Source organism: Dyadobacter sp. UC 10, from assembly GCF_008369915.1.
In the GTDB taxonomy this organism is placed as follows: Bacteria; Bacteroidota; Bacteroidia; order Cytophagales; family Spirosomataceae; genus Dyadobacter.
On sequence record NZ_VSRN01000001.1, the window covers coordinates 5,729,287 to 5,742,612 of the forward strand.

Annotated in this window: 16 protein-coding genes; 13 read left to right on the forward strand and 3 right to left on the reverse strand. The window is 47.1% G+C overall.

The window, feature by feature from the left end; all coding sequences use genetic code 11:
• The first annotated feature begins 111 nt into the window (after nt 1-111).
• The 3 genes from FXO21_RS23725 to FXO21_RS23735 are packed head-to-tail and all read left to right on the forward strand — an operon-like array spanning nt 112 to nt 2,350.
• Complete coding sequence (locus FXO21_RS23725; protein WP_149642404.1) at nt 112-738, forward strand: dihydrofolate reductase family protein; 627 nt, start codon at nt 112-114, stop codon at nt 736-738.
• 40 nt (nt 739-778) lie between these two features.
• On the forward strand, nt 779-1,387 hold the full coding sequence (locus FXO21_RS23730; protein ID WP_149642405.1) for a dihydrofolate reductase family protein: 609 nt from the start codon (nt 779-781) through the stop codon (nt 1,385-1,387).
• A gap of 54 nt (nt 1,388-1,441) precedes the next feature.
• Nucleotides 1,442-2,350, forward strand: coding sequence for an alpha/beta fold hydrolase (locus FXO21_RS23735; RefSeq protein WP_149642406.1), 909 nt, complete (start codon nt 1,442-1,444; stop codon nt 2,348-2,350).
• A gap of 30 nt (nt 2,351-2,380) precedes the next feature.
• Here the strand turns inward: FXO21_RS23735 and FXO21_RS23740 are convergent, their stop codons facing one another.
• Complete coding sequence (locus tag FXO21_RS23740) at nt 2,381-3,010, reverse strand: SMI1/KNR4 family protein (RefSeq protein ID WP_149642407.1); 630 nt, start codon at nt 3,008-3,010, stop codon at nt 2,381-2,383.
• Between the two features lie 176 nt (nt 3,011-3,186).
• Complete coding sequence (locus FXO21_RS23745) at nt 3,187-3,921, reverse strand: hypothetical protein (RefSeq protein WP_149642408.1); 735 nt, start codon at nt 3,919-3,921, stop codon at nt 3,187-3,189.
• Nucleotides 3,922-4,157: 236 nt separating this feature from the next.
• Here FXO21_RS23745 and FXO21_RS23750 point away from each other — a divergent pair, with 236 nt between their 5' ends.
• From FXO21_RS23750 to FXO21_RS23795, 10 genes are all read left to right on the forward strand, one after another.
• The gene (locus FXO21_RS23750; RefSeq protein WP_149642409.1) at nt 4,158-4,589 is read left to right on the forward strand and encodes a glycine zipper family protein; all 432 of its coding nucleotides are present in this window, start codon (nt 4,158-4,160) and stop codon (nt 4,587-4,589) included.
• A 6-nt stretch (nt 4,590-4,595) separates the two neighbouring features.
• On the forward strand, nt 4,596-5,360 hold the full coding sequence (locus FXO21_RS23755) for a methyltransferase domain-containing protein (RefSeq protein WP_149642410.1): 765 nt from the start codon (nt 4,596-4,598) through the stop codon (nt 5,358-5,360).
• Between the two features lie 70 nt (nt 5,361-5,430).
• Nucleotides 5,431-5,949 (forward strand): hypothetical protein, encoded by a 519-nt coding sequence (locus FXO21_RS23760; RefSeq protein WP_149642411.1) that lies wholly within the window; start codon nt 5,431-5,433, stop codon nt 5,947-5,949.
• Nucleotides 5,950-6,002: 53 nt separating this feature from the next.
• A complete protein-coding gene (locus FXO21_RS23765) occupies nt 6,003-6,431 on the forward strand; it encodes a DUF1801 domain-containing protein (protein WP_149642412.1) in 429 nt (142 codons plus the stop codon).
• A 38-nt stretch (nt 6,432-6,469) separates the two neighbouring features.
• Entirely contained in the window at nt 6,470-7,789 is a 1,320-nt protein-coding gene (locus FXO21_RS23770; RefSeq protein ID WP_149642413.1) for a serine hydrolase domain-containing protein, read from the forward strand.
• Between the two features lie 114 nt (nt 7,790-7,903).
• Nucleotides 7,904-9,094, forward strand: a complete 1,191-nt coding sequence (locus FXO21_RS23775) for a DUF4062 domain-containing protein (protein ID WP_149642414.1) — start codon at nt 7,904-7,906, stop codon at nt 9,092-9,094.
• A gap of 2 nt (nt 9,095-9,096) precedes the next feature.
• The gene (locus FXO21_RS23780; protein WP_149642415.1) at nt 9,097-9,642 is read left to right on the forward strand and encodes a gamma-glutamylcyclotransferase family protein; all 546 of its coding nucleotides are present in this window, start codon (nt 9,097-9,099) and stop codon (nt 9,640-9,642) included.
• 18 nt (nt 9,643-9,660) lie between these two features.
• Entirely contained in the window at nt 9,661-10,074 is a 414-nt protein-coding gene (locus tag FXO21_RS23785; RefSeq protein WP_149642416.1) for a DUF6157 family protein, read from the forward strand.
• A gap of 118 nt (nt 10,075-10,192) precedes the next feature.
• Nucleotides 10,193-11,467, forward strand: coding sequence for a S8 family peptidase (locus tag FXO21_RS23790; RefSeq protein WP_192579313.1), 1,275 nt, complete (start codon nt 10,193-10,195; stop codon nt 11,465-11,467).
• Nucleotides 11,464-11,694 (forward strand): hypothetical protein, encoded by a 231-nt coding sequence (locus tag FXO21_RS23795; protein WP_149642418.1) that lies wholly within the window; start codon nt 11,464-11,466, stop codon nt 11,692-11,694. Before FXO21_RS23790 ends, FXO21_RS23795 begins: the two co-directional genes overlap by 4 nt.
• Before the next feature lie 13 nt (nt 11,695-11,707).
• On the opposite strand, the gene FXO21_RS23800 is transcribed toward FXO21_RS23795, so the two are convergent.
• Nucleotides 11,708-13,312 carry a M81 family metallopeptidase gene (locus FXO21_RS23800; protein ID WP_149642419.1) on the reverse strand — a complete coding sequence of 535 codons (1,605 nt, stop codon included), beginning with the start codon at nt 13,310-13,312 and terminating at the stop codon, nt 11,708-11,710.
• Nucleotides 13,313-13,326: the final 14 nt, after the last annotated feature.

Consider the following 13,326-nt stretch of genomic DNA (forward strand, 5'->3'; position numbering starts at 1 on the left):
TGCAATTGTCGCAATACACCCTTGCCAATGTCGTTTTTGCCGCCTGAGCGTTTGTGAAATCACGCCTAGATTTGCATAATCAATTTTCACAAACCTTTAACACACAATAGTATGAGACGGATCATCACGAATACATTCCTGACTTTGGACGGTGTTATGCAGGCGCCGGGCGGGCCTGATGAAGACAAAACCAGCGGTTTCGAATACGGCGGCTGGTCGGTGACGCAGTGGGATGAAGTGCTGGGCAAGGCGATGTCGGACGCGATGCAGGAGCCTTACGACCTGCTGCTGGGCCGGGTTACCTATGGTATTTTTGCAGCACATTGGCCGCGTGTAAAAGGCGAACCGACGGCTGATCAGTTTAATAAAGCCAACAAATATGTGGCTACCAGAACTCTGAATGAGGGAAGCTGGGCCAATACCGTGCTTTTAAATGGCGATACGATTGAACAGATCAAAGCGCTGAAAGCCGGGGATGGTATTGATTTACAGGTACATGGTAGCAGTGGCCTGATTCAAAGTTTGCTCAAACATGATCTGATCGATCAGATGAATATCTGTATTTACCCACTCGTGATCGGCAAAGGGAAACGCTTATTCGGCGAAGGCACTATTCCGGCTAATTTGAAATTGGTCAAACATATTGTCTCCTCAACAGGGATTATCTACACGTCATATCTGCGAAATGGCGAAATCCCGCTGGGCTCATTTGAGCTTGAAGCACCGACCAAAGCGTAGATAGTCACAGGAATCCTTCAAACCTTATTAAGCTAAAACCATGAGACGAATCATCATCAACGAGCACATCAGCCTCGACGGCGTAATCCAGGGACCAGGGGGCCCCGAGGAAGACAGAACAGGAGGCTTTGAACTGGGCGGCTGGTCTGCGAAGTATTCGGACGATTTGTCCGGGCAGACGATCATCGACGCCATCAATCAACCTTATGATCTCTTGCTGGGCAGGGTTACCTTTCAGATTTGGGAACCTTACTGGCCATTTCAGTCCGGTCCGATTGCGGATAAATTCAATAGTGTCAAAAAATACGTGGCCACCCAAACACTGAAAGACAGCAGCTGGGAAGGAACTGTACTGTTAAATGGGGATACCATCGAGCAGGTGAAAGCCTTAAAGGCCAGCGAAGGTCCCGATCTGCACATCTGGGGCAGTTCTGATTTCGCACAGTCCTTGTTTGAAAAAGGGCTGATCGATCAGATGAATCTCTGGACGTACCCGGTAGTTTTAGGTAAAGGCAAAAAGCTCTTCCGGGAAACCGCGTTGCCAGGCAATTTCAAGCTGACGAAACATATCGCCGCGTCCACAGGTTTAGTGATCTCGACCTATGAAGCAGACGGGAAAGTGAAGATTGGAAATTCGGCTGAGGAGTAACCGCTGGGCTAAGGGAAATAGGGTTTGCGATAGTCATTACCAGAAATTGAAGTCATGAACTTACGTAACAGTCTCGCATTTTCGATCATCTTTTGCTGCCAGTTTTACATTTGTTCCGCCCAGGAAAAATTGGTGAAGGTTGGAGGACATCAGGTAAATGTACTTGTCAAAAACCTCAAAAACCGTAAACCCGGCCAACCTGTGCTCGTTTTTGAAAATGGCATGGGCGTTGGTTTGGGCAGCTGGCGGACGGTTATAGATGAACTTTCGAAAACTGCGGCGGTACTTGCTTACGATCGGCAGGGCGAAGGAAACTCTGAAAAAATATACGAGCTCCCGACCCCGAAGCACATAGCCGGCCGGCTGCATGCACTTTTAAAACAACTTCATATTGCCCCGCCTTACGTGCTGGTCGGACATTCGATGGGCGGCGTTTATGTGCGTGCGTTTGCCGGACATTATCCGTCGGAGGTCGCAGCGATGGTATTTGTAGACCCTGCGGATTTCACCGAGACAAAAGAAGACTGGAACCAGATTTTCAAAACAATAGGCGTGCCGGAAAACAAGCTCGATCAGGTTTCCCCACAAAGATACAACGTGACTTCGAAACCCGATTCGGCGCGGTATGGGCCGTGGAGCGAAAGACATGTACTGGCGCAGCTGAGATGGACCGATTTTGCAGAAATCAACTCGCTACCCGTTCCTCAGGTGCCCATTTTGTTTTTTATCGGAGGGAAGTTTGAGGTACCTGTTGCACAGCAAAGTAAGGTATATGACCACAAAAGATTCTTCGAAGTCCGCACGAACGTTAACATCGAGCGCTGGAAAAAATTTATTTATTCCTCTTCCAAAGGCGGTTCGCTGGTCTATCTGTCAAACAGCGGCCATTTCGTTCAGAACGATGACGCGAGGCTGGTGACCGGCAATATCAAACTGCTGCTGGAACGGTTGGTAACAAATTGAGGTGCAAGTCTCTCAGATTTGGCAATTGCATCAATCATCCGCCGATTCCAGATTCGTAATGCGTTGGAGTGATTCACAGAGTAATTCTTCCAGGGTTTGCGTTGCAATACTCCCGGCAGACATCGGTTTTAAAAAGTCACTGACGAGTTCCGAAAATTCGTCCTGATGATAAAATACATACCCGAATTTTTCTTCGCGGTCGAAATAAAGGTAATGGGCCGATTCCTGGTTGTCGTCGGTGTAATACCATCCAAAGCAAAAATAATTCGTGTTGACCGCCTCCCGGATCTTGTTATTCAGCTCTTCTTCAAACTCATAGCGGTCATTCCCCCAGCTTAGTTTGATCATATCTATCAGTCCCAGACTCGGCGTGCGGGACCAATCATCTTCATCTTCCAATTTCGCCAGCAGGGAGGCTGGGGAAAACACATGGATGCTGTTATTTTCATTCATGCTGTCGCATTGAAGGGCGCCGAAGCCAGTATACAGAAGTTTCAATGCCTCAGGAAGCCGTATCCCGGCCGCTCTTTCCAACTGACTTATTTCTTCGGGGGAAGACTTTTTTTCAATACTGATCAGCCCCATGGTCGCATAAGGCTCGCCCGCCTGAATGGCTTTCTCATTGTAATTTTTGACCAGACCTGTGATTTTTTCGAACATTTTGATTTTGATTAAGAGTGGAAATCCGCGCTGAAACACATTCCGCGTTACATCTTCCAAAATCAGAAAGTCGATCACAAATTCTAAATACAAATGTTCAATGGCGGAAATCAGTTATTTGCCGGCTAATGTCGAGCCCAAGATTTACCATAGATATTATTATACGTCTTCTCAGATCACCGATAGTGATACCGATAAGATACCCCATTGCTTTCCTCACACACTTCGGGAAGATTTTTATCATTATAATGAATCTTCCGTTCCCACAGCAGGTTGCCGGCCGCGTCAAAAGATCTGATCGGGTTGTTTGGCCCGCGAAATGCGTAACCCGAGCCGCTGGCCATATTGCGTTCGTATAGCGGATTTACTTTATCGTCATACTCATAGCGCTGCACGCCACCATAGATCGGGTCGGGTGTTCTGACTTCTATCAGATTTCCCCTTTCATCAAATTTCAATGTATGGATCCGGACGCCGCTGCCCTGATCATAAGAAATTTTTTCAATCACTTCCAGTCCGTTATATTGAAATTCGGTTGTCGAGCGGTCGCGTATTACCTTGCCGACGCGGCCTTCGCTGTCGTATTCCACCAGGCTCATATAACTTTCAAAAGTGCCGTTCGGGTCGCACATGGCGCCTGAGTAAGAAGAGTATACCCCTCTGGCGGAAGATTCAACAGATTTTAACCGGCCCGCCTGGTAGTTGTAGGAAACGATCGCATAGGGCGTTTCGCAGGAGGAAAACCTGTTTTCTTTTGCAAGCATACCGTCGGCATATTCAAATGTTTCGTGCACCTTGTCGCCGGCTGTTATTTGCGTCAGAGCGCCTTCGGGAATGGTCGGATCTACATTGTCTTTTTTACAGGAAAACAGTAAAAGAGCCAGGCTGATGGTCAGGGAAAATTTTCTCATAGCTAAAAATCTAAGAGTCAATATGGTTATGGAAATTTCAGGTGCTCTAAAATACAAAATTTTACACTTACATTATACCAAATTCGCTTTCAATTCGCAGCACTATTTGGCAGCTCTGACCGATGAGACGGGTTTAATCACACGGGTTGCTGATCCGGTAATTCCGGGACGTCGGAAATGGCCGTACCCGATGGCATAGTTTTAGCTGTTTAATGACAGAACCATCCATTAAAAAAATGAAATTACCAGTTTCAATGTTACTCGCGGCCTGTGTTTTTACCGCCTGTGACAACAGTTCGAAGAAACAGGAAGCGCAATTGAAAGCGCAGCAGGCCACAATCGATTCGATGAAGGTCGCTATGGAAAAAAAGGCGATCGTGGATTCAATGAATACCGTTATGGCACAGCGGGAAAAAGAAATGGCCCGCGAAGAAAAGCAGACTACAACAGTATATGCGTCCGAAGCAGCACCCGCTCAGAAGAAATCGAAATGGAACCATAAAGCAAAAGGAGCTGTGGTAGGCGCGGGTACAGGTGCAGTAACCGGGGCTATTATCAATAAGAACCGGGCGGAAGGTGCGATCGTAGGCAGTCTGATCGGTGCCGGAGTAGGCGTCGGTACTGGGGCGATCGTTGATAAACAAGTTGAGAAAAAGAAAAAACAGTAACATTGAATGGCTTGGAGTCCAGAAACTTACAATAAATTCAAGTCGGAGCGATTTGCTCCTTTTTATGATTTGATGGATTTAGTTAAGGTTAAACCAGGCCTTCATGTGATCGATCTCGGATGCGGGACAGGGGAGTTGACCAGGAAGCTGGCCGACAAATTACCCGATAGTCGCGTATTCGGGATCGATACTTCCCCGGAAATGCTGGCCGAATCGGACGCATTTAAAAGGACCCACCTCAATTTTGCCCAAAGGTCTATCGAAGAACAACTGGGAATACCCCAGCAGTGGGACCTCGTGTTTTCCAATGCAGCTGTTCAATGGGCAGAGAACCATCGTGAACTGATCCCTAATATCGTTTCGAAAGTCAGGAGCGGAGGACAATTGCTCATTCAAATGCCTGCCCAGCATCATAATATCTCGAATCAAATGCTCCATGAGCTGGCTTTGGAAGAACCTTTCCGGTCGGCTTTGAATGGCTGGACCAGAACTTCTCCGGTCTTGGACATTGACGAATATGCGCAGCTGCTTTTCGAAAGCAGGTGCCGCACCATGACGGTTTTTGAAAAAATATACCCGCTCGTGTTGCAGGATGCAACTGCACTATTCGACTGGGTATCAGGAACTGCGCTATTGCCTTATCTTGAAAGACTGCAAGGTGAACTGGCTACGGAATTTACTAATGAATACCAGAAGAAACTCCGGGACAGATTTCCCAAGGCCCCCGTTTTCTACCCTTTTAAAAGGATAATACTGGAAGGTTCGCTTTGAAGTTGTGTGTGTAACCGCTAGCCTCTATATTTGAGAAACACGGATTGACTTACAATAACCATTGCCTGAAATGAAGAAAACCGGTTTTTTCTTTTCCATGTTGCTCCTGCTGCTCGTTACCTCCGGTCACACGTTCAGATCAGAATTCGATATCGCTGATATTACCTTTTACGGACTTTCTTTCCCTGCTAAAAAAGAAGCGATCATTCGGAAATTCGGGGAAGGCCGGAAAATCCCGACGAGCTATGAATGCGGGTTCTATTCAGAAGAACAGCCCAACGGACCTTACTACCAGTTCAGTTATAAAAATTTTAATTTCATCGGAAGCGACAAAGAGGATTTCATGCTCGAAAATGTACGGTTCGATGCGACCGGAAAAGTGACGCTGATGTACCGAAAAGAGCTTTTGAACGGTTTTACGACAAAGGCACAGTTTGTAAACATTTTTGGACAAAACGTAGAAAATCTCTTCGAAAATAATTTGAACGGAAATACCATTTTGCTCAGGTCAGAAAAAAATGATGACGGCATCATGTTCACTTTCGAGCATGGTAAGTTGTCAAAAATGCAATACTGGTCGCCCTGCTGAAACCTTACTTTCCTACACCATTTTTTTGAATCTAGAACTTTCAATTGCTAATAATGAAAAAAGAAAATGGTTTGACAGCCGGCGTATCGGAGCCTGAGCAGGTGGACACATTTATGCAAAACCTGCAACACCCGCTGGCAGAGACAGCCGCATACTTACGGGAAGTAATCCTCGGTACCGACCCGGCAGTAGGAGAGGGCATTTACTGGAACACACCGACATTTTACTACACCGGGCCCATGCAGCCTTTCAATCCGAAAGAATATAAGCGCTATCTGGTTAACTTTAATTTCTTCAAGCAGGATGCTATCAGACTGATATTCCTGCGCGGGGCCGATGTGGCGAACGCCGGAGGATTGCTGGAAGGCGACTTTAAAGACGGGCGAAGAATGGCAGTGTTTACGGGCTTGGACGATGTGAAGGCCAAGGAGGAATTTTTAAGGACTATTCTCATCGAGTTATTGCAAACCGCCGGTCAATAGCGGGCAGAGTCTAATATTCAGTACTAAAAACCCATAGCATGTTTGGAAAGAAATTTTACCTCGTAATCTTATTATTTGTCTTCAAAACAGGCTTTTCCCAAAACCTGAACAAAGAAAAACTGGACGCCTATTTCCAGGCGCTCGATGCCAACAGAAAATTCATGGGCAGTGTCGCTATTTCTCAGAATGGGCAGATAGTATACAGTAAAACAATCGGTTATGCCGACGTGGAGACGCAGAAAAAAGCGGATGCGAATACCAGATATCGCATTGGTTCGATCTCCAAAACCTTCACTGCTGTGCTCGTTTTTAAGGCAATAGAAGAAAATAAAATTGCATTGACGCAGACCATCGACAAGTTTTTTCCAGCGATCAAAAATGCCGGAAAGATCACGGTAAGCAACCTTTTAAACCACCGGAGCGGCATTCATAATTTCACAAACGACCCGGATTACGAGAAATGGAATACCGGCAAAAAAAGCCGGAAGGAAATGGTAGACCTGATCGTGACGGCCGGCAGCGATTTCGAGCCGGGCAGTAAGGCAGCTTACAGCAATTCCAATTATGTGCTGCTATCGGTTATTCTCGAGGAAATTTACAAAAAACCGCTCGCCGGGCTTGTAGAGCAGTATATTACGAAACCTGCTGGCCTGAAATATACAAAAGTAGGTGGCAAGATCTCAGTAGCTGATAACGAAGCGAATTCTTACAAATTTACAGACAACTGGGTCAGGCAATCTGAAACGGATATGTCCATTCCGATCGGTGCAGGCGCATTGATTTCCACGCCGGAGGATCTAACCAGGTTCGCCGACGCTCTTTTTGGTGGTAAGCTGATTTCGGAAAAAAGTCTGGCGGAAATGAAAACCTTGAAGGAGAATTTCGGAATGGGGCTTTTTCCGATTCCATTTTATGACAAAATGAGCCTGGGACACAGTGGTGGGATAGACGGATTTCAATCCGTTTTTGGCTATTTTCCGGAGCAAAAAATAGCCTATGCCATTACCAGCAACGGTAGTGCAATGGCTGTGAACAGCATTACAATTGCGATGCTGAATGCGGTTTTCGGCATGCCTGTTGAAATTCCTGACTTCAAAGTTTATAGCCCCGCGCCGGCCGATCTCGACCTGTATCCCGGAACTTACGCCAGTAACCAGATCCCCATTAAAATCACGGTAACCAGGTCCGGAACTTCCCTTACTGCCCAGGCGACCAATCAGCCTTCTTTTACCCTGGAAGCTACCGACAAGCACAAGTTCAAATTTGATGCAGCGGGTCTGGTAATGGAATTTAAGCCGGCCGAGAAGAAAATGATCCTGCGCCAGGGTGGGGGTGTTTTTGATTTTCGTAAAGAATAAATTTTGGGTAGAAATGTACCTGAGCATCAGGTAAAAGCACAGGTATTATTAGTGGATTATTGCTTTTAATCAATAATAAAAGCTCAATCCTCTATAAGCCTAAACGTAAACCGGATGAACAAGAAGTACCAGGTCTTCGTGAGTTCCACGTATGAAGACCTCAAGGATGAAAGGAAGAAAGTAGCCAATGCAATCTTCAAGGCGGACCATATCCCGGTCGGAATGGAAACTTTTCCCGCGACAACGCGCCATCAGTGGCAGATGATCACAGAATTGATCGATACAAGTGACTATTATGTGTTGATTATTGGCGGGAAGTACGGTAGTATTTCTCCGGCATTCGACCCTGCGGATCCTCGGGAAATAAGTTATACGCAGCGAGAATACGAATATGCGCGAAGTAAAGATGTACCCGTATACACCTTTATATGCGGTGATATCGAGACGCTGGCAGAAAATAAGCGGGAGAAAAAAGAAAAGAGCCGGAAGAAATTGCAGGCATTTATCAAAACAATAAAAGCCAATCACTATTGCGATCACTGGCATAATGCGGAGGAGCTTAGCCGAAAAGTGCTCAATGCGTTAAACCATGCTTTCCGGGTGAACCCGCGAGCCGGTTGGGTGAGGTCTAACCGGCTTTGGGACGCTGCCGATGACTATAATTCAGATGTTGAGATCATCGAAAAAACAATTTATTACAAGTTCCTTCACTTGTCAAACAAAGCCACTTCTTCTCAGCCGTTATATCGAAAATATGTCGAAAGGCTGAATGAAACGATCGACATTTATGACGAATACATGACATTCCGAATTTCTAACTTTAATAAGCTGGTCACAAAATTCAGAAGTTATGACAGTACCAGAGGGACCGCAGTGGAGGTTAAATCGTTGTTGCCCTATATCAGGAACCCCCGTGATACCGACATTACAGTGGAGGAGAACCCCAGGATCATACAACCTATGATCAAAGGGGCTTCCAATGTTTTTGTCACTTCCTCTCATTATTACAACGGTTTTCAGCCCGGCAACAAGGATACTGCGGCAAAAGCGGATAAAAACGCACAGACCATCCGTCTGGTCGTGGATTTTACGTCGATTAAAGATTACCATTTACATATCAGGATGCGGCCAAAGGTATTTTTTAGTTTTTACGAAGAAAAGGGTAAACTGGTTTCTAAGGAGATCGGAACGATTGAAGCAATTTCTCCCGGATTATTTGAGGTAGAAAGGAAGAATATGAAAGAAGGCGAAGTAATACGAATCGAATTCGCCTCTGATTTTGATACCACTTCAAACATCTCGTGAGCATGCAGACATTTGTTTTTGGTTATGGATCACTGATTAATCTGAAAAGTCTCTCGCGCACAATGCAGACGGAAATGTCGGTTCACGACATAATACCGGTCAGGCTAAACGGATTTAGCCGGGTATGGAACCTGCGCGAGCCGATTTTCTCGGCGGGCCTGCAAAAAAGGATTGAAGGAATATTCCTTAATATCAGGCCGGAATCAGATAAGTGGGTGAATGGCGTGATCTTTGAAGTGTCACCTTCGCAGCTGGAATATCTGAACGAAAGAGAAAAAAATTATAGTCGCTTAAACGTTTCCGCTCAGATTGAACCCTACTTTGGGCATCAGTGGAAGGAAAACGAAACTTTTGTATATATCGCCGATAACCCCGAATTTTTGCTCGACGAGCCGACAGAAGACAGTTATGTGATGAACAGGTATATTGAAATTGTTGAAACCGGCTGTGCGGGTATCGGGGACTTTTTTCTGGAAGATTATCGAAAAACCACATCTGCTAATCCTTTTAAATTATTATCGGGCGATTACAGTTTTGACTTTCGTTAAAACGAAAACATTTATCAAATGAAAGAACATACAACCAACTACGAGAACACATTCATTGAAGTTGCTGCCGATTGTCCGGCCAGCGCGGGAGAGAAGCCGCCTGTGAAAGGCGATAAAAAGACGGTCGCCAACATCGAGTTCGATCTGATCAGCAAAAACCCGTACAAATTCACTTCGGACGATGTGCTGTTTCACGTATATGCAGAAAAAAATGACCTGACGGAAGCCGAGCTGGAAGGTGCCCGCAAGCAGTTTTTTTCGAAAGGCCAGGCGTGTATGCGTGCTTCGCCCCTCACAAAGCGATACGGCTGGGGCGTCCACAATGATGAGAAAGGCAGGATCGCAGTGTTCGCAAGAGAATCGCCGGAGTACGAAAAGTTTGTAAATGACGGATCGCTGGCGAAAGTTAAAGCGATGAAATCCAGCCGGTAAGCAATTGGTTATTTCTACCTTTTTTGAATATTAATAGCGTTTGGTACAGGATTGTTAATAGCCAAAATCAAAGAACTCCTCTCATAAAGAAGCATTTGAAAACCTTAACGATATGAGCATGAAGAAGCCGATTTTAGGAAAACAAACATTTCTTCCCGACAACACCGAACGCATTGCTTCCTTTGAAAAATTCGTGAAGGAGGTATACGACAGGAATAAAGACGAAAAGCCGCTCTATACGGGGCGATATTTCGTCATCTTCCGCGACGGCGTCACTGGGTCAACCCGTGCCATGAGCTTTTTTAAATCCGAATGCGGCTTGTCGGTCGCTAATACCCGGGAATTTGTCAGTGCACCCATTGATGAAACGCAGATCGGCGACGCGGATGCATTAATTTATGAAGATCTTGGCATTGCGCTCGTTGGCGGGAATGAAGAGCAGATCAGGATCCTGGAATCCGCTGGTGCCGGTTACATAATAGAACCAGAAAAGATCGTGTATGTGCCCGATGAAATGCCTGCTATTCTGAATGTACCCTCCGCCTGGGGGATCGATGTAACGCTGGCATCGGCCTCTTCTTACACCGGTAATGGTATTAAAATTGCCGTTCTCGATACTGGTTTTGACGCTGCCCACCCGGATTTTGCGTCGAGAAATGTGGTAACCAATTCTTTTGTTCCAAATGAAACTGCCGAGGATGCGCACGGTCACGGTACGCATTGCATCGGAAGCGCCGCAGGTAGTGTGGACGTGAATGGTACACGTTACGGAATCGCCACAAATGCCACGATTTACGCCGGAAAAGTTTTGAGCAATGAAGGCAGCGGCGCGCAGGCGTGGATTCTGAATGGTATGACCTGGGCTGCGGATCAGGGATGCCAGGTTATTTCTATGTCGCTCGGGTCGAGGGTTTTTCCTGGGCAAAGCTATGATGTGGCTTATGAAAGGGCTGCACAATATGCCAATTCCAAAGGAGCTGTGGTGATTGCGGCGGCGGGCAATGAAAGCAGGCGGTCCATGAACCAGTTCAGCCCGGTCGGAAGTCCGGCCGATTGCCCTTCGATACTGGCCGTGGCGGCAGTGGATTCCAATCTGAATGTGGCCGATTTTTCAAACAGGGGCATTAACCCGAACGGAGAAGTGGATATTGCCGGGCCGGGGGTAGATATATATTCCAGCTGGCCGATGCCGATGCGCTATCGGACTATCTCGGGCACGAGCATGGCGACACCGCATGTGGCGGGATTAACCGCATTGCTTTGGGAGAAATATCCGAACGGTACCCCGCACCAGATCATGAGCGAATTGCGCAAACTGGCTAAACGGTTACCTGTTTCTAATATGGATGTGGGCGTAGGCTTGTCCCTTGCACCTGTTGAACAAATTGTATGAAAAGCATTGTCATCACTATATCAGAGACTTACCTGGGCAGCCTGCGGACCGTCGCCGACGAATTAAGCCAGGAAGGGCTTATGATTACCAATCTGTTTGAGTTCGGTGTGATAACCGGCTGCGCTGAGGATGATGTTTTAGAGAAACTGCGTGAGCATAAAGAAGTGCTCTCCTTAACCGAAGAGAGTCAGGCGACTATTCCGCCGCCTGACTCTCCGGTTCAGTGATTTGACTATTTCCTCAGATCTGATCGGAAGACGGAACGAGCCTCGCTTTCAGGTCGGGATCCTTCATTTCTTTGTCCAGTGGATAAATGGGCCTTTTAACCCGCTTGTATTCTAATCCTTCCAGATTCTGATCCACGCCGCCCGGGGTCAGTGACAAAATCCAGTCTGCGCGCATATTGTACAGTTCCGGTTCGAGGTAACCGATTTTAACCACAACTACATCTGATTTTCTTGGATTTAGTCCCAGCCTGGTAAAATCCGCTTCCTTGTGGTATGGCTTGCGTTTCTTGGTCACGATCACACGCACACTACCAACTTTCACAACTACCTCTGTTTCTGCATTTCTGTCGCCATGCTCAATGGCCGTCACAGTACCATTCAACCTAACGGGCGGCGCAAAGCGGGAATCGACTTTCGCACCAGCTAATGCGTCGATTTTTCCGCCAACACCCACTTCTACCGCCTTCGCCACCAATTCAGGGCCGGGAATGGACGCGTAAATGAGTGACTTTCCTGTTTCGCCCTGGAATTCCGGCCGTTTCAGAATTTCTGTGATCGTCCAGGTTACATCTCCTGCGCCGCCGGCAGTAGGGTTATCGCCGGAGTCGCTGATAAAGAAGGGGGTTTTGTCACTCTTGACAGCTTTGTTAAGTGCTTCTTTCAACGAGCCGGTTGGGGCCACGAAAGCAAACTCTTTCCGCACATCCCAGAAACTTTTGGCCAGTTTTTCGGCAGTGGAAGTCACTGCTTTTTTATCGTCGCCTGTTACCATTACTACGGCATGGTTGCGCGGCTCGTCGGCCCATGCATAGCCTACCCACATCGCCGCGTCGATCACTCCCTTTTGCAGTGAAGCGGGCGTAACAGCTGCATAAATGCGCTTGCCCGGTTCTATTCTCGTACTTGTTTTTTCGCCGGGCAGCAGAACCGGAATGGGGATCCACGCTTTATAAGCCGGTTTTCCCTTGCCGCTTTCCAGTCTCGACAGTAGATTGGTAACAGCCCTTTTCTTGGTTTGCATAGCATCTTCGTGCGGCGCCATCCGGTAACAGGTGATCAGGTCGGTGTTTTCCGCGAGCCGCCACGATACGTTCCCGTGCAGGTCCATGGAGGTAGAGATCACCGTTTTTTTGCCGATCACTTCCCGGATCCTGACAATGAAATCGCCTTCGGGGTCATCCAGCCCAACCACGCTCATTGCTCCGTGGATATCAAAGAATAACCCGTCATACGGACCATTTTTCTTTAACAGTTCCAGCGTTTGCTTCACCAGCGATTCATAGGCTTCGCGGGTAACAGCGCCGCCCGGCAGCGATTTGCCGATCAGTGCAGGCAGCCAGGTTGCCTTCGCCCGGATGCCTGAATCGGCCGACATGAAAGGGTAGGCGGTGTAAACCTGGTCGCCATACCTGGCGTGAAATGCTTCCTCGGTCGTCAACGCGGGCGAGAAGGTGCTGGATTCAATACCCAGCCCGGCGATCGCAATGCGTGGGAGCGCTTTGTTTTTGGGGGTAATTTCGGTGTCATTCTTTTTAAAATCTTTTTTCTCCAACCTCGAAGAAAGAGGTTGAAATGTGGCTGTAAACAAAGAAACAGCCAGTAGAAATGTAGTTTTCATATATATTATTTTAA